At 61.8% G+C, this 16989-nt stretch carries 13 protein-coding genes; 8 read left to right on the top strand and 5 right to left on the bottom strand.

What is annotated here, in order from left to right:
- Window positions 1–86: 86 nt before the first annotated feature.
- The 7 genes from cpdA to AB4N48_RS21920 all read left to right on the top strand — a co-directional run bounded on the left by cpdA (window position 87) and on the right by AB4N48_RS21920 (window position 8428).
- Window positions 87–902: a 3',5'-cyclic-AMP phosphodiesterase gene (cpdA, locus tag AB4N48_RS21950; RefSeq protein ID WP_252868692.1), complete on the top strand. Its 816-nt coding sequence runs from the start codon at window positions 87–89 to the stop codon at window positions 900–902.
- Window positions 903–1192: 290 nt separating this feature from the next.
- Complete coding sequence (locus tag AB4N48_RS21945) at window positions 1193–1801, top strand: YqiA/YcfP family alpha/beta fold hydrolase (protein WP_041477646.1); 609 nt, start codon at window positions 1193–1195, stop codon at window positions 1799–1801.
- Window positions 1802–1842: 41 nt separating this feature from the next.
- Window positions 1843–3750 carry a DNA topoisomerase IV subunit B gene (gene parE, locus AB4N48_RS21940; protein WP_095180975.1) on the top strand — a complete coding sequence of 636 codons (1908 nt, stop codon included), beginning with the start codon at window positions 1843–1845 and terminating at the stop codon, window positions 3748–3750.
- Window positions 3750–4739: an esterase-like activity of phytase family protein gene (locus tag AB4N48_RS21935; protein WP_460094315.1), complete on the top strand. Its 990-nt coding sequence runs from the start codon at window positions 3750–3752 to the stop codon at window positions 4737–4739. The genes parE and AB4N48_RS21935 overlap by 1 nt, the downstream gene beginning before the upstream one ends.
- Window positions 4736–5260: a retropepsin-like aspartic protease family protein gene (locus AB4N48_RS21930; RefSeq protein WP_457264553.1), complete on the top strand. Its 525-nt coding sequence runs from the start codon at window positions 4736–4738 to the stop codon at window positions 5258–5260. The genes AB4N48_RS21935 and AB4N48_RS21930 overlap by 4 nt, the downstream gene beginning before the upstream one ends.
- Before the next feature lie 7 nt (window positions 5261–5267).
- Entirely contained in the window at window positions 5268–7532 is a 2265-nt protein-coding gene (parC, locus tag AB4N48_RS21925; RefSeq protein ID WP_197891739.1) for a DNA topoisomerase IV subunit A, read from the top strand.
- A 185-nt stretch (window positions 7533–7717) separates the two neighbouring features.
- Window positions 7718–8428 (top strand): PqiC family protein, encoded by a 711-nt coding sequence (locus tag AB4N48_RS21920; protein WP_024011350.1) that lies wholly within the window; start codon window positions 7718–7720, stop codon window positions 8426–8428.
- A 348-nt stretch (window positions 8429–8776) separates the two neighbouring features.
- Here AB4N48_RS21920 and AB4N48_RS21915 read toward each other — a convergent pair whose 3' ends face one another.
- Window positions 8777–10288 carry an AhpA/YtjB family protein gene (locus AB4N48_RS21915; protein ID WP_095180973.1) on the bottom strand — a complete coding sequence of 504 codons (1512 nt, stop codon included), beginning with the start codon at window positions 10286–10288 and terminating at the stop codon, window positions 8777–8779.
- A 134-nt stretch (window positions 10289–10422) separates the two neighbouring features.
- Between AB4N48_RS21915 and serB the strand changes: the two genes are divergently transcribed.
- A complete protein-coding gene (gene serB / locus AB4N48_RS21910; RefSeq protein ID WP_041477650.1) occupies window positions 10423–11637 on the top strand; it encodes a phosphoserine phosphatase SerB in 1215 nt (404 codons plus the stop codon).
- Between the two features lie 103 nt (window positions 11638–11740).
- On the opposite strand, the gene AB4N48_RS21905 is transcribed toward serB, so the two are convergent.
- The 4 genes from AB4N48_RS21905 to AB4N48_RS21890 form a co-directional block, all read right to left on the bottom strand.
- Window positions 11741–13489 carry a molecular chaperone gene (locus tag AB4N48_RS21905; RefSeq protein WP_150638295.1) on the bottom strand — a complete coding sequence of 583 codons (1749 nt, stop codon included), beginning with the start codon at window positions 13487–13489 and terminating at the stop codon, window positions 11741–11743.
- Window positions 13490–13555: 66 nt separating this feature from the next.
- A complete protein-coding gene (gene asd / locus AB4N48_RS21900) occupies window positions 13556–14416 on the bottom strand; it encodes an archaetidylserine decarboxylase (protein ID WP_024011354.1) in 861 nt (286 codons plus the stop codon).
- A gap of 9 nt (window positions 14417–14425) precedes the next feature.
- The gene (gene rhdA, locus AB4N48_RS21895) at window positions 14426–15250 is read right to left on the bottom strand and encodes a thiosulfate sulfurtransferase (RefSeq protein WP_110602719.1); all 825 of its coding nucleotides are present in this window, start codon (window positions 15248–15250) and stop codon (window positions 14426–14428) included.
- Between the two features lie 42 nt (window positions 15251–15292).
- Entirely contained in the window at window positions 15293–16831 is a 1539-nt protein-coding gene (locus tag AB4N48_RS21890) for an HDOD domain-containing protein (RefSeq protein ID WP_150638291.1), read from the bottom strand.
- Window positions 16832–16989 lie beyond the last annotated feature (158 nt).

The raw sequence follows: 16989 nt of genomic DNA, 5'->3' as shown, positions 1-16989 counted from the left end.
GTCCGCTTCGGCGGTTTCCCCTTTTTGTCATCCCCCAGCATAATTGCCGCACCCATCCATTGCGTGCTTAGCCCCGGGAGAGCGCCTTGCCCAGCGTATCGACATTGACCAGCGCCGACCCGGCGCTGCTGGTGCAGTTGTCCGACAGCCACTTGTTCGCCGAGGCGGACGGCACGCTGCTGGGCATGAAGACCCGCGAGAGCCTGCAAAGGGTCATCGACCTGGTGTTGGCGCAACAGGCGCAGATCGACCTGGTGCTGGCCACCGGCGATATTTCCCAGGACGGCACGCTGCAGTCGTATCAGGCATTCCGCCAACTGAGCGCGCAGATCAGTGCACCCGCGCGCTGGATTCCCGGCAATCACGACGAGCCGATGGTCATGGCCGAGGCGGCGGTGCAAAGCACGCTGCTGGAGCCGGTGGTCGATATTGGCAATTGGCGGGTGACGATGCTGGATTCGGCGGTGCCGGGTTCGGTGCCGGGCTATCTGCAGGATGATCAATTGCAACTGCTCGCCCGCGCGCTGAGCGAGGCGCCTGAGCGCCATCATCTGGTGTGCCTGCATCATCATCCGGTGTCGATCGGCTGCGCGTGGATGGAGCCGATCGGCTTGCGCAACCCGGAAGCGTTCTTTGAAGTGCTGGATCGCTTTCCACAGGTTCGCGCGGTGCTGTGGGGGCATGTGCATCAGGAAATCGATCGCGACCGCAATGGCGTGCGCTTGATGGCCTCGCCCTCGACGTGTATCCAGTTCGAGCCGGGGAGTGCGGATTTCAAAGTGGGCGAGCAGGCGCCGGGGTATCGCTGGTTGCGATTGTTGCCGGACGGGAAATTGGAAACGGGCGTCGAAAGAGTCAGCGACTTCGAGTTCACAGTCGATTACGGCTCCAACGGTTACTGAACTGACAATCAAAGACCCTCACCCCAGCCCTCTCCCAGAGGGAGAGGGGGCCGACCGCGGTGTCTTTGGCTGTGCATCGACCTGAAACAGCGATATCGATTATGGATTCGCAGCAAAACGCTCAGGTCGGTGTAGCTCTCGAATATCCCCCAGTCGGTTCCCTCTCCCTCCGGGAGAGGGTTAGGGTGAGGGCAGCTTGTGCTGTCACACCAATTTATTGAACCCACCCCCAATCCCGGTCCTTCTCCCTGTAAACTCCGCTATCTTTCGCCGACAGCCAGGGAGCTCAAATGTCCGGTTCGATCCTCTATATCCACGGTTTCAACAGCGCGCCGGCCTCGAAGAAGGCCTGTCAGCTGGTCGCGGTCATGGAGCGGCTGGGTTTGAGCGGGCAATTGCGCGTGCCGGCGCTGCATCACCATCCGCGTGAAGCCATCGGTCAGCTCGAGCAGGCAATCGCCGAGCTGGGCCGGCCGTTGCTGGTGGGAAGTTCGCTCGGCGGCTACTATGCGACTCACCTGGCCGAGCGCCATGGCCTGAAAGCCCTGCTGGTCAACCCGGCGGTCAGCCCGCACCGGATGTTCGATGGTTATCTGGGCACGCAGCAGAACCTCTACACCGATGAAACCTGGGAACTGACCCACGACCACGTCACGGCGCTGGCCGAACTGGAAGTGCCACCACCGCAGGATCCGCAGCGTTATCAGGTCTGGTTGCAAACCGGCGACGAAACGCTGGATTATCGCCTCGCCCAACAGTATTACCGCGCCTGTGCCTTGCGCATCCAGGCCGGCGGCGACCACAGTTTCCAGGGCTTTGCCGGGCAATTGCCGGCGTTGCTGAGTTTTGCCGGCATGGCTGCCGATATGTATCAGGCAATCGATTTCACCACGCTGTGAAGTCTTGCCCCTCTTTCATGAATGACTGACGACGAGACCTTATGGCCACTCCCAGCGCTAGTTCTTATAACGCCGACGCCATCGAAGTCCTCTCGGGCCTCGACCCGGTGCGCAAACGCCCCGGCATGTACACCGACACCAGTCGGCCGAACCACCTCGCCCAGGAAGTCATCGACAACAGCGTCGACGAAGCCCTGGCCGGTCACGCCAAATCGGTGCAGGTCATCCTGCACGCCGACCATTCGCTGGAAGTCAGCGACGACGGCCGTGGCATGCCGGTCGACATTCACCCGGAAGAGGGTGTGTCCGGCGTCGAGCTGATCCTCACCAAGCTGCATGCGGGCGGCAAGTTCTCCAACAAGAACTACCAGTTCTCCGGCGGCTTGCACGGTGTGGGTATTTCCGTGGTCAACGCGCTGTCGACCGAAGTGCGCGTACGGGTCAAACGTGACGGCAACGAATACCAGATGACCTTCAAGGACGGCTTCAAGGCCTCCGAGCTGGAAATCGTCGGCACCGTCGGCAAGCGCAACACCGGCACCAGCGTGTACTTCGCGCCGGACCCGAAATACTTCGACTCACCGAAATTCTCCATCAGCCGCCTCAAGCATGTGCTCAAGGCCAAGGCTGTGTTGTGCCCGGGCTTGCTGGTCAGCTTCGAAGACAAAGGCACCGGCGAGAAAGTCGAGTGGCATTACGAAGATGGCCTGCGCTCCTACCTGGTCGATGCGGTCAGCGAATTCGAACGTCTGCCGAACGAGCCGTTCTGCGGCGCTTTCGCCGGTAATAAGGAAGCGGTCGACTGGGCACTGTTGTGGCTGCCGGAAGGTGGCGACGCGGTGCAGGAAAGCTACGTCAACCTGATCCCGACCGCCCAAGGCGGTACGCACGTCAACGGCCTGCGTCAGGGTCTGCTCGACGCGATGCGCGAGTTCTGCGAGTTCCGCAGCCTGCTGCCACGCGGCGTGAAACTCGCGCCGGAAGACGTCTGGGAGCGCATCGCTTTTGTCTTGTCGATGAAGATGCAGGAACCGCAATTCTCTGGCCAGACCAAAGAGCGTCTGTCTTCCCGAGAAGCGGCGGCGTTCGTTTCCGGTGTGGTCAAGGATGCGTTCAGCCTGTGGCTCAACGCCAATCCGGAAACCGGTCTGGCCCTGGCCGAATTGGCGATCAACAACGCCGGCCGCCGTCTCAAGGCGAGCAAGAAAGTCGAGCGCAAACGCGTCACCCAAGGTCCGGCGCTGCCGGGCAAACTGGCTGACTGCGCCGGGCAGGACCCGATGCGTTCCGAGCTGTTCCTGGTCGAGGGTGACTCCGCCGGCGGTTCGGCCAAACAGGCGCGGGACAAGGAGTTCCAGGCGATCCTGCCGTTGCGCGGCAAGATCCTCAACACTTGGGAAGTCGACGGCAGCGAAGTGCTCGCCAGCCAGGAAGTGCATAACATCGCCGTGGCCATCGGCGTCGATCCGGGCGCCGCGGACATGAGCCAGCTGCGCTACGGCAAGATCTGCATCCTCGCCGACGCCGACTCCGACGGTCTGCACATTGCGACCTTGCTGTGCGCGCTGTTCGTCCAGCATTTCCGCCCGTTGGTGGATGCCGGTCACGTCTACGTGGCGATGCCGCCGCTGTACCGTATCGACCTCGGCAAAGAGATCTACTACGCCCTCGACGAAGCCGAGCGCGACGGCATTCTCGATCGCCTGGTGGCCGAGAAGAAACGCGGCAAGCCGCAGGTCACCCGATTCAAAGGCCTGGGCGAAATGAACCCGCCGCAACTGCGTGAAACCACCATGGACCCGAACACCCGGCGTCTGGTGCAGTTGACGCTGGGCGAAGACTTCGCCGAAACCTCGGAAATGATGGATATGCTGCTGGCGAAGAAACGCGCCGGTGACCGCAAGACCTGGCTCGAATCCAAAGGCAACCTCGCCGAGGTGCTGGCCTGATGCAGTTTGGCTGGGCCTTGGCGGGTGCGTTGCTGCTGAGTGCGCTGAGCGTGTCGGCCGAGCCGCTGCAACAATTGCGGCTGCTTTCCGAACACCCGGTCGAAGGCATGCGCGGCGGTAACCTGTCAGGTCTGGCCATGTGCGGCAACGAGCTGTGGACCGTTTCCGATCGCGATGACGAGCAGATCTATCGGCTCGATACCCGCGATCCGGTCTGGCAGGCGCAAACCGTGCACATCGACGTGCCGCCTGTGCCGGAGAGCGGCTTGCCGTGGGGCTTGAGCTCGCGCACTTGGGCGGCGTCGTTCATTCGCGGGGGCGAACTGGATTTCGAAGGCATCAGTTGCGACAGCGCTGGCAATCGCTACATCGTCAGCGAAGCCCATGCGGCGGTGTTGCAGGTGCCGGTCAGTGGCCCGGCGAACTGGCTGAAAATCTCGCCGCTGCTGGTTCGCGAAGCGCGGGCGAGCGGCCTGCTGCTGAAGTTCAATTCGATCTTCGAAGGCCTGGCGATCAACCCGGCCGGTGATCAGATATGGCTGGCCGCCGAACGGCAAAAGCGCGGCCTGCTGCTGATCAAGCGCCAGCAGACGGTGTGGGATTGTGACGGTCGCTGCGTGCTGCTCAGTGAGGGCGGCAAGGAGATGCAGCCGCCACAGTTTCCCAAGGCGAAAGCGGTGCATCGCGACTTTTCCGACATTTCCTTGTTCAACGGCAAGCTGTTTACCCTTGAACGCAACGCTTTCGAGATCTGCCGTCGCGATGCACAGACGGCCAAGGTCGAGCAATGCTGGTCGTATGCCGGCGAACTGTTGCAGGAACAACGTCGGTATTCGCAGAACTACGGGCTGGAAGAAGCGCTGATCATTGATGCCGAAGGCGCGTGGATCGGCGTCGACAACAATTTTGGCCCACGTGCTGATGGCGAAGTCCGCCCGGTGGTCTGGCGCTTCGCCGAGCCGGACGGTGGCTGGAGTGCCAGGCCATGAGCCAGCAACCGCCGGGCAAGCGTGTCGGTCGGGTGTTGATGATCCTCGCCTGGTGCGCGGCGCTGTTTCTCGCGACGCGGTTTTTCGGTCAGTGGGAGCAGCGCCAGCAGAATCCGAACATCGTGGTTACGTCGGAGCAGGGCGAAGGTTTTATCGAAGTGAAACTGGCGAGCAATGCCCAAGGGCATTTTGTCGCCAGCGGCCAGATCAACGGCGAGCCGGTGGAGTTCATGCTCGACACCGGCGCGACCGATGTGGCGATCCCGGCGGATCTGGCCAAGCGTTTGAAGCTGCAAGAAGGTTTCGGCGTGACCCTGAGCACGGCCAATGGCCTGAGCCAGGGCTATCGAACGAAGATTGCCCGCCTGCAATTGGGCGACATCGTGCTGCGGGATGTCCGTGCACTGGTGGCGCCGGGGCTGCATGGCGACCAGGTGCTGCTCGGCATGAGCGCCCTGAACAGACTTGAATTTACCCAGCGCGGTGGCACCATGCTGCTGCGCCAGACAACGAACCGATGAGGCCCGCATGAGCGACTCCCTTGATCTCAGCCTGGACGGTGTAGAACGCCGATCGCTGGCTGACTTCACCGAAAATGCCTACCTCAACTACTCCATGTACGTGATCATGGACCGCGCCTTGCCGCATATCGGCGACGGCCTGAAGCCGGTACAGCGGCGTATCGTCTACGCCATGAGCGAACTGGGGCTGGACGCCGATTCCAAGCACAAGAAATCGGCGCGTACCGTCGGTGACGTGCTCGGCAAGTTCCACCCCCACGGCGATTCGGCGTGCTACGAAGCGATGGTGCTGATGGCGCAGCCGTTCAGCTATCGCTACACGCTGGTCGACGGCCAGGGCAACTGGGGTGCGCCGGACGATCCGAAGTCCTTCGCGGCCATGCGTTACACCGAAGCGCGGCTGTCGCGCTATTCCGAAGTGCTGCTCAGCGAACTGGGCCAGGGCACCGCTGACTGGGGGCCGAACTTCGACGGCACCCTTCAGGAACCGCTGGTATTACCGGCGCGCCTGCCAAACATTCTGCTCAACGGCACCACCGGTATCGCCGTGGGCATGGCCACCGACGTACCGCCGCACAACCTGCGCGAAGTCGCCACCGCCTGCGTGCGCTTGCTCGATGAGCCGAAAGCCACGGTCGAACAGCTCTGCGAACACATTCAGGGTCCGGATTATCCGACCGAAGCGGAAATCATCACGCCGCGTGCCGACCTGCTGAAGATGTACGAAACCGGCAAGGGCTCGGTGCGTATGCGCGCCGTGTACCACGTCGAGGATGGCGACATCATCGTCACCGCGCTGCCGCATCAGGTCTCCGGCGCCAAGGTGCTGGAGCAGATCGCCGCGCTGATGCAGGCCAAACCGTCGAAAGCGCCGCAGATCGCCGATCTGCGTGACGAATCTGACCACGAAAACCCGTGCCGCATCGTGATCATCCCGGTCAACAGCCGCGTTGATCACGACGCGCTGATGCAGCACCTGTTCGCCAGCACCGAGCTGGAGTCGACCTACCGGGTCAACGTCAACATCATCGGTCTGGACGGCAAGCCGCAGCTGAAAAACCTCCGTGCGCTGCTGGTCGAATGGCTGGAATTCCGCGTGCTGACCGTGCGTCGCCGCCTGCAATTCCGCCTCGACAAGGTCGAGCGTCGCCTGCACCTGTTGGACGGTTTGCTGATCGCCTACCTCAACCTGGATGAAGTAATTCACATCATCCGTACCGAGGAGCATCCGAAAGCCAAGCTCATTGAGCGTTTCGCCCTCAGCGAGATTCAGGCCGACTACATCCTCGACACCCGCTTGCGTCAGTTGGCGCGACTGGAAGAGATGAAGCTGCGCGACGAGCAGGACGAACTGCTCAAGGAACAAGCCAAGCTGCAAGCCCTGCTGGGCAGCGAAGCGAAGCTGAAGAAACTGGTGCGCACCGAGCTGCTCAAAGACGCCGAAACCTACGGCGACGACCGCCGTTCGCCAATCGTCGAGCGCGCCGAAGCCAAGGCGTTGAGCGAGCACGATCTGCTGCCGAACGAGAAAGTCACTGTCGTGCTGTCGGAAAAAGGCTGGGTGCGTTCGGCCAAGGGCCATGACATCGACGCTACCGGTCTGTCGTACAAGGCCGGCGATGGCTTCAAGACCTCGGCGGCGGGGCGCTCCAACCAGTTTGCCGTGTTCATCGATTCCACCGGTCGCAGCTACTCGGTCGCCGCGCATACCTTGCCGTCGGCCCGTGGCCAGGGCGAACCCTTGACCGGCCGTCTGACGCCGCCACCGGGCGCTTCGTTCGAATGCGTGCTGATGCCCGAAGACGATGCGCTGTACGTGATTGCGTCCGATGCCGGTTACGGCTTCGTGGTCAAAGGCGAAGATCTGCAAGCGAAGAACAAGGCCGGCAAGGCCCTGTTGAGCCTGCCGAACAACGCCAAGGTCATCGCGCCGCGCCCTGTGGCCGATCGTGAGCAGAACTGGCTGGCCTCGGTCACGACCGAAGGTCGCCTGCTGATCTTCAAAATCAGCGATCTGCCACAATTAGGTAAGGGCAAAGGCAACAAGATCATCGGTATATCCGGTGAACGCGTGGCCAGTCGCGAAGAATATGTCACGGACATCGCCGTCCTGCCGGAAGGCGCCACCCTGGTATTGCAGGCTGGCAAACGGACCCTGTCGCTGAAAGCCGACGACCTCGAGCACTATAAAGGTGAGCGTGGACGGCGCGGAAACAAACTTCCGCGGGGCTTCCAGAGAGTGGATGCGCTGCTCGTCGAAAACCTCAATTAGGCGAGAACGCCTTACTAGAGCGTTCGATCTGCGATTAAACGCGTAGATCGACGCTTTGGCGCTGGAGTCGGAACGCATATTCACGGATGATATGGCCTTTCAAGCGCCGGCGTGGCCGAGCGTTCTTCATATTTATTGAGTATTTTCACTGTGGTCAGCCTTGTGGCGGCCACCTGGACGGGATGATGACTGCTCTACGCCCCCTTATTTTGTTGCTCGCCGGCGTTCTTGGCCTGGCGGGTTGCAGCGTTCACCAGCCGGTGTCGCTGTACCAACTGGACAGCGGAAGTCCGGTTCAGCCTGCGCAAAGCGCAGGCATGGCAGTTTTGCTGGGGCCGGTAGTTGTTGCCGATTACCTGCAACGCGAAACCCTGCTGCAACGTCAACCCGACGGCAGCCTGCAAGCGGCGACCGACGGTCGTTGGGCTGGCAGCCTTTCGTCGGATATCGATCAACTGCTGATGCGTCAGGTGGCTGGTCACCTGGACAGTCAGCGTGTGGTGCTGGCGCCTGCTACTGCCGGATTCACGCCGGATGTGCAGGTTCTGCTGACCATCACCCGTCTGGATTCCGGGGCGAAACAACCGGCGATTCTCGATGCGCAATGGCGTTTGATCGATCGTCGCGGCAAGGTGCGCGATAACCGCATCATTCACCTGCAGGAAACGCACGCCGGCAGCACCGCGTCCCAGGTGCAGGCACAAGGGGTTCTGTTGCAGCGTCTGGCCGAGCAGTTGTCGGTGGCGCTCAAGCCACTGGCCAACCAGCCGCCCGTGGCCGAGGCACCGCGTAAAGCCGCGCCGAAACCCGCAGCGCCGGCGGCGGATGCCGAGAAGCAGCCAAAGATTCCGATGGCCTCGCCTATTCGTACCGATATGGAAGTGTTTCGCTTCTGAGGCTGGAACGCGTCAGAACAGAGCCCGCCTTGTGCGGGCTTTGTTATGTCTGGAGGTGAGGTGGAAGATCAAAAGCCCCTCACCCTAGCCCTCTCCCGGAGGGAGAGGGGACCGACTGAGGTGTCGGGCGTCTTACGTCGACCTGAGAGATCTTGGCGATTATGGATTCACAGCCAAACGTGCATGTCGATGTAACTCTCGAATATCCCCCAATCTGTTCCCTCTCCCTCTGGGAGAGGGCTAGGGTGAGGGGCTTTTCAGGGATGCTCTCGAATCCAATAACACCGCGCACAAAAAAGCCCGCAGACAATTAATTGTCTGCGGGCTTTTGCGTATCGGGCCTAAGCCTTACGCCCGGCGCTCATGCATCCGCGCCAGTTGCCGTTCGAGCATCGACGGATATGGCTCCATCAACCGCTCCACACAGCAAGCGCCTTCAGGGCTGGCGATCGGCCGGATCCGCGCACGCTGGCGGATCAAGGTGTCATCGCTGATCTTGCGCTCGACCAGCAGCAGATTGCGGCTGTGTTGCGACAAGGCCAGTGCATCCTGAGCCGAATCGGTCAGCAGCAGATCAATCTGGCTCAGACCGAACAACTCATCGCCCAAGGTCAGGCCCAGCTGCAATTGCAGGGTGATGCCGCTGTCCGCGACCTCGATCTGCAATTGGTGGCCGAGTGCACGCAGCAGTTCGCCGCAGCAGATGGCATTGGTCAGGTAATCGTCGCCGCAGTCTTCGGTGTGGAACAGCAACAGCGTGCTGCCATCGTTGAGGGTTTCGATTTCGCCCTGATACAGCGACGCGGCCTGCTCGAGGCAGTCGCGATAGCGTTCCTGCAATTCTTCCAGACGTGCGCGAGGCAAACGACGCAATTGTTCCTGCGATCCCAATTGCACGGCCAGTACGGCGGTGTGCTGTGGCACGTCAGGGCTCGGTTTGCGCGTCAGCGGTTGGGCGGCGCCGTTGAGCGATTCGTCGCGCAGGTCGGCGAAAGCGTCATCGTCATCATCGTCTTCGACGGTGCTGACCAGGTGACGCGGTGCCGGTTTCTTCGCGGCCAGCGGGCGGCTTTCGTCGAAGCTCGGATCGCGCAGGTTACGCACCTCGAATTCAGGCTCGTCTTCTTCCTCGGCGAATTCCGGCTCGGGTTCGGGCTCAGGCTCCGGTTCCGGGGCGTAGCTGGCATGCAGCTGGCGCGCCAGATCGCCGATTTCATCCTGGCGGTCGATGCCCGGGGTGTGCGCGTCGATGCGGCGCAGCCACACGCGCAATTGCAGCAACGGCGTCGACAGATAGCGGCCCATGCGCAGACTCAGAGCCAATGACAGCGCCAGCAGAATTGCGCTCAGAATGCCCATGCTTTGCAGGCTGATGGTCATCGGCTGCTGGAACTGATCCATGTCCAGGCTGATGCGCAGTTGCCCGGCAGTCACGTCCTGGAAAGTGATCTTGCTCTCGTACATGCCCTCGGCTTCGCCCAGCAGGCTGTGCTTTGGCCGCTGACCGGACTCGGCGAGGATGCGGTTGTCCACACTGTAGATTGCCGCGTGGGCGACCAGTTTGTTCTTGGTCAGGTTGTTGAGCAGCACGTTGAGGCTGAGGATGTCGTTGGACACCAGCAGCTCGGTGGCGGAGGTGGCGGTCTGCGTGGTCAGGCTTTCGCCCAGCGCATCGGCCTGCTCGTGCATGGCCTGCTTGAATTGCAGCCCCATCACCCCGGCATAGATCACCAGGGCCAGAGCGACCAGGATCACGTTGTGGCTGGCAATGCGCAATGCAATCGGTACACGGCGATGGCGCAGTGCACGGAAGATCAGCAGGAAGAAGTTATCGGTTTTGACTGGCGTGGGCCGGTTCACTTGAGCTCGGCTCTTTGTCCGTGAAGTTGACGCGCAGTATAGCGACAGGCCCCAGACCGGCAAAGCGCTCGCGGTGCCCGATGGTCACTGAAAGTGGGTAGAATGCGGTTTTTTTCCAGTTGCGGGGGTGCGCGTTGCGCGAAATCGTCCTGATTAACATCACGGGAGTCGACCGTCCCGGTCTGACAGCGGCCATCACCGGTGTTCTGGCACAAGGTGGTGTGAACATTCTCGACATCGGTCAGGCGGTGATCCACGACACCCTGTCGTTCGGCATCCTGGTTGAAATTCCCGATTCCGAACAGGGCAAGTCGGTGCTCAAGGACATCCTGTTCAAGGGCTACGAACTGGATCAGCAAGTGCGTTTCACCCCGGTGTCCGAAGAGGATTACCAGCAGTGGGTGGGCAATCAGGGCAAGAAACGCCATATCGTCACCTTGCTGACGCGCAAGGTCACTGCCGGCCAGTTGCAGGCGGTCAGCGCCATCACCGCCAAATATGGCTTGAATATCGACCATATCGACCGTCTGTCGGGGCGCATGCCACTGGACACACCGGCCGACAAGGGCAAGGGCTGCATCGAGTTTTCCGTGCGCGGCGAAGCCGCCGATCCGCAGGCCTTGCGCGCCGAATTCCTCAGCGTGGCCCAGGAATTGAACGTCGATATCGCCTTTCAGGAAGACTCGCTGTTCCGTCGCAACCGGCGTCTGGCCGTGTTCGACATGGACTCGACGCTGATCGAAGCGGAAGTCATCGATGAGCTGGCCAAAGCGGCCGGCGTGGGTGACCGGGTTTCGGAAATCACCGAGCGCGCCATGGCCGGTGAACTGGATTTCCGCGCCAGCTTCAAGGAGCGTCTGGCGCTGCTCAAGGGCCTCGACGTCAGCGTGCTCGACTCGATCGGCGCCTCGCTGCGCCTGACCGAAGGCGCCGAAACCCTGTTCGCCGAACTCAAGCGCCTCGGCTACAAAACCGCCATCCTGTCCGGCGGCTTCACTTATTTCGCCAAGCAGCTGCAAGCGAGGCTGGGCATCGACTACGTGTTCGCCAACGAGCTGGAAGTGGTCGACGGCAAGTGCACCGGCGTGGCGATCGAGCCGATTGTCGATGCGCAGCGCAAGGCTGACTTGCTCAAGGAGCTGGCGCACAAGGAAGGTCTGCGTCTGGAGCAGACCATTGCCGTCGGCGACGGCGCCAACGACTTGCCGATGCTGGCGATTGCCGGGCTGGGCGTGGCGTTCCGCGCCAAACCGTTGGTCAAGCAGTCGGCGAAGCAGGCGATCTCAACGCTGGGGCTCGATGGCGTGTTGTATCTGCTGGGCTTCCGGGATCGCGACGGGCAGCTCTGAGATCTCCATAAGCTGATCTGGCCTCTTCGCGAGCAGGCTCGCTCCCACAGGAAATCTCATTCCAGTGTGGGAGCGAGCCTGCTCGCGAAGGCCGCGCCTCGGTCTAGAGCGAATTCCACAACGAATCAAAATCCTCCTCACCCCCGCCATTCTGCGCAGGATCCAGCGAGCGATAGGCGAACTGGTTGAAGCTGTGCGTACTCGCCACCCGCCGATCCAGCCCGGCGCGGTGTTCTTCGCCCTGGGTGTTGATCAACACCTTGTTGCCTTCCTGAAACGGCAGGCGCGGCGCAAGCACGGTGGCCGGCACATCGATCGCACTGATTTCCGGCAACAGCAAACCTCGCAGATAATTGCTGTGATCGTCCTTGGAACGAACCAGTTGCAGCCCGCACGGCTGCGCGTGTGGCGCGACCAGTTCAATGCCCATCTGTGTGCCGCTGCCGCGCACCTGGCGAATCCAGCGAATCACCGCAATGCTCCAGCCTTTGCTCTCGCTGTCCTGAATGCCGAGCATTTCCCCGGCCTGCAACTCCGCCGGTACTTCGCTCGGCCAGGCCAGGCAATAGCCGCCGGGGCTATGGTTGATCACCGGCAAGGCGTAAGTCGGATAATTCGGCGCGTTGCCCGGGCCTTCTTCTTCGCTCAACTGGTCGTACTGGATTTCCTCGTACGGCAACAGCTCATCGTTACTTTGCGGGGCAGCGTCGAACGCCTGACTCCAGCTGTCCTTTTCGCCGTTGGCCACGACGCTGCTGAAGTTTGCCGCGCGTGCACCGGGATGTTTGAGCAATTCGCTGAAAGTGCGCTCGCCGCCGAGGTAGAAGTGCAGGGCGCTCATGCCAACGCACACGGTGAGCGTGCCCTGGCCGGCGATGCGTTGAAAGCTGCGTTCGGCCGCTTGGCCCCAAGTAGCGTGCAGATGTTGCAGGGTGTCGACGCTGAGGCCGACGGAAACGGGTAACGGGGTCGAGGTGGACTGGTGCAGCAGGTGCGTTTCGAGCTGTTTGACCAGCGGTTGCGGATCGAAGCCCAGCAGCCCGTTCTGTTGTTCGCTGCGAAACATCTTGCGGTAGCGCGGGCCGACATCGAGTTCCGGACTGACCGCAAACAAGCCGTCGTCGGCGCTGCCGGGATGCAGTTTGAGCAGGGCGCTCCACGGCTCGATCACCTCGGCCAGCCGGGCAATCTGGCTTTGACGCAATTGATTGCAACGGGCACTGCCCAATAGCAGCGCGGCGATGTAGGTCTGTTCGACGCTCAGTTCGCTGGTCAAAAACGCCAGATCATCGCGCAGCCGCCGTTGTTGCAGCTGCAATTGCGCCGCGCTGCGATACAGCTGATGCAATTCGAACCACACGTGTTCCGGCGGTGAACTGTACAGCTGCGTGGCGCGCACCAGTTGCGCCTTGAGGGCATGCGCGGCGCGTTGCAAGGCGGTGCCGACCAACGTCGCGCGATCCTTGCTGTATTTGGGCAGGATGCGCAGAACAACCTGTTTATAGCCGATGGCCAACTGAGCTTGCAGCGCCTGACACAGGTTGCTGACTTTGCGCGAACGCTCGTCGAGCATGATCGCCTGATGCAGAAAATGCCGTTCCAGATGCTGGCAGACGAAATACACCTCGGGCCGCAGCAGCTCAAGCAATTGCAGGCGATTGTCGCTGGGGGTGAGCAACAGGTTCAGTTCGCCGAGGCCTTGATACAGCAAGCGGGCGGTTTCGCCGATGTTGGCCTTGGGCAGGCCGGCGATCCAGCGCTTGAGGTCGCGCGGGCTGGCCTCGCAGAACGACAGGCGCGTTTGCGTGGGAGTCGGAGCGCGCAGCTTGGGAGAAAAGTTGGTCTGGCTCATGAGCAAAACCATAGCAGCAAATGCCGCGGTTTGCGGAAGCAGCCTCGGCTGCTTCCGCGAACAGGGTCACGCTTTTGGCAGTGCCAGGCCTTGGCCCATCTGCACGGGTGAACCGGCCACCAGCTCTTCGGCCCACTTCACCTGATCCGGGCCAAACAGCACGATCGCCGTCGAACCGAGCTTGAAGCGCCCAAGTTCCGCGCCTTTTTCCAGATGAATCGGTGCGCGTGCGGCTTCGTCGTAGCGGAAGGTTTTCAGCTCCCGCTTCGGTGGCGTGACCAGACCGGCCCACACGGTTTCGATCGAAGCGACAATCATCGCACCGACCAGCACCACGGCCATCGGCCCGCGTTCTGTATCGAAAATGCACGCCACGCGCTCGTTGCGGGCGAACAGCTCCGGGACGTTTTCGGCAGTGGTCTGGTTCACCGAAAAAATGCGGCCCGGGATGTAGACCATTTCGCGCAGGGTGCCGGCCAGCGGCATGTGCACGCGGTGATAGTCCTTAGGCGACAGGTAAATGGTAGCGAAGTCGCCGCCCATGAACGGCGCTGCGTTGGCCGCATCCCCGCCGAGCAACTCCAGCACGCTGAAGCTGTGGCCCTTGGCCTGGAACACACGACCGTGTTCGATCGGGCCGAGCTGGCTGACCGCACCGTCGGCCGGGCTGAGGATCGCGCCCGGGGTCTCGTCCAATGGACGCGCGCCGTCTTTCAGGGCGCGGGTGAAGAAGGCGTTGAAGTGCTCGTAAGCGGTCAGGTCTTCGACCAGCGCTTGCGACATGTCCACTTGATAACGCTTGGCAAACCATTGGGTGAAGGCATTCTTGAACCAGCGCACGCGGCATTCGGCGATGCAGCCGGCCAGACGCGACAGCAGGTGATGCGGCAGCAGGTACTGGCTGAGGATAAACAGACGCTCTTTCATTAGTTGTCCTTAAAAACCTTGAATCTCGACTGGCGTGTCAGGGTGGTTGCCCCATTCGCCCCAGGAACCGGCGTAGCCCTTGACCCGCGGATAACCGAGGGCTTTGGCCACCAGATAAGTGAAGCCCGACCGGTGATGGGTCTGGCAGTGGGTAATGATTTCCTTGTCCTTGGTGATCCCGAGGTTTTCGAGGATCTGCGGCATGTCGCTGCGGATACGCAACTGACGCGTCTGGTCCATGCCGGCAGTCCATTCGAAATTGACCGCACCGGGGATGTGGCCACCCTTGGCGGCGAGGACTTTCTCGCCGGAATATTCCAGCGGCCCGCGCGCGTCCCAGATCGCCAGATCGGCCGCGCCGAGACGGCTTTGCAGGTATTCGCGGGTGGCGGTCGGTTCGTCGTGCAGGGTCAGCGAGACCGGGCCACCGACGGCGGCCGGCACCTGAATCGACATCGGCATACCGTCCGCCAGCCAGGCCGGCAGACCACCGTCTATATAGTGGTACTTGTCGTGGCCAATGACATCGAGCAGCCAGATGAAGCGCCCGGCCCAGCCGCCGCCCTCATCGTCATACACCACGTAGACCGCGTCTTTGCGATGACCGAGCTCACCAAACAACGCTTCCAGATCGGCCTTCGCCGGCATCAGCCCGGGGGCCGGTGGCTGGCCGAGCTGGGTGCGTTTCGGGTCGACAAAACGTGCGCCGGGCAAGTGACCTTCGGCATACCGGGCAGGGCTGGTCAGGTCCACCAGGATCAGTTCCGGGGACTCCAGACGCGGCAGCAGGTCGCTCGGCTCGATGACAAGCGGCAAGCCAGAGAAGTCAGACATGTGAGGTCTCCAGAGCACAAAGGGGAGGATTGTAGCGCAGGCTCATTGGCCACGGCTGCTAAAGCTGTGCAGGGCTTTTTCGATGCACTGCGCGGTTTTGCCGAAGGCTTGCACAGTGATGTCGGCGAAGGGGCCGCCGCCCTGATCGGCAACGACGATCATGATCACCCGACCATTGTTGACCAATGAACGCAGAAACAGATGTTCGCCACGAAACAGCGTGCGCAGGCTCGCCGGTAACAAGGCCGAGAATTGTGCGTTGTTCTCCGGCGTGATCCGCACCTGCGCCTGCTGAGCGAGCAGGCGTTGCAGGACTTTGCTCTGGCTGACGACAAAACTCAGCGCCGCCGCATCCTTCGGCAAACCGGCGGTCTGGTGTACGCGCAGGGTCGAGTGCGTGCGGTCGGCCATCAGAATCATCACCCGGCGCATGCCGCTGGCCACCAGTGCCTCGCGGGCGGCGACGGTCAGGCTCATGGCATTGGTGAAGCGGCTGGGCTCGGCGAGGAGTTCGGCGCATTGCCGACGCCACTGGCCCAAGTCATCCGCATTCGGCGCTGCGGCCGGGAGCATGCCGGCCGGCAAGCGACGAGTGCCCCACGGCCAGATCAGCGAAACCGCCGGGTGCCATAAATCAGGCATCGCATGCTGACGCGCGCTGTTCGCCGCTTGCTGGTGCAACTGTTGCTGCACTTCGTCCATGGAAATCTGCAGATAGAGGCTGGTCAGGTACTGCCAGCGCTTGCTGTGCGGACTGTCCCAGGCCTGTTGCGCCGACAGCGCCAGCCCATTGGCCAGCAGCACGGTATTCGCCGGCTGGTTGAGCCAGCGGCGCAATGTCGGGTCATCGTCGAGGCGATTCTGCTGGCGCAGTGGGTGCTCGCTGTCGCGGGCGATGCGCAGCACTTTGACCAGTTCGCGTTGTTCGCTGAGCAGCAATTTGTAGCCTTGCTCGACCCAGATCGGCAGATGCCAGGCGTGGACCAGTGCCTCGGCGATCTTCAACAGGCGCACGCCGAACAATTGCTTTTCGACCACACGTGCCGACTCGCCCTTGTGGATCACGCGCAGTTCCCACTCCTCGAGCAACTGCGGATACGTCAGTGCCAAGGGCCACAGCGGCGACAAAAACAGCAAGCTGCCCCAATGAATGTCCTGCCACAGCCGCGCGAGGCGACTGGCAAAAAAACCGTTGGCCTGTTGTGTCGCGTGCTGGCTGATCAGTTGCAATTGGCGCAAACCCTTGGGGATTTGCCGGTGCGGTTCGGCGGGCAGGCGCGCGAGCAATTCTTCGGTGCGGGCAAGGCCCAGGCGATTGATTGCCACCTCAAGATTTTCCGCCGGCGCGGCCATGGTGCCGTGGGTGTGACGATTCGCCTCACGGATGACGCTCAAGGCCAGCGCCGGGCTGTCCTGCATCAGATCGGCGATGTCGCGCAGCGAGCTGCGATTGTCGCGGATCGCCCGGCAGACTTTGTCGTGAGCCTCTTGTGGTACGGGCAGGCGGACGCTGTCGAGCAGCTTGACCCAAGCCTGGAGCGTGGTCGGTATTACCGATGGAATGTTCGTTTCATTAGCCATGTCTGGACGAGATCTTCACTGACTGTAGACGCGCCCGGCATGGGCTAAATTGGCTTTTCGCCTGAACTGGCTATAGTCTGGCGCAGTTTTGCCGATAAGTAGAAGAAGAGATTTTTTAACTTCCGAATATGACCTTGAACCCGACTTAAACAAGTACC

The sequence above is a fragment of the Pseudomonas sp. S2_C11 genome (assembly GCF_054668395.1).
The sequence above is the reverse complement of the archived record's forward strand: the minus strand, read 5'-3'. Positions and strand labels throughout refer to the sequence as shown.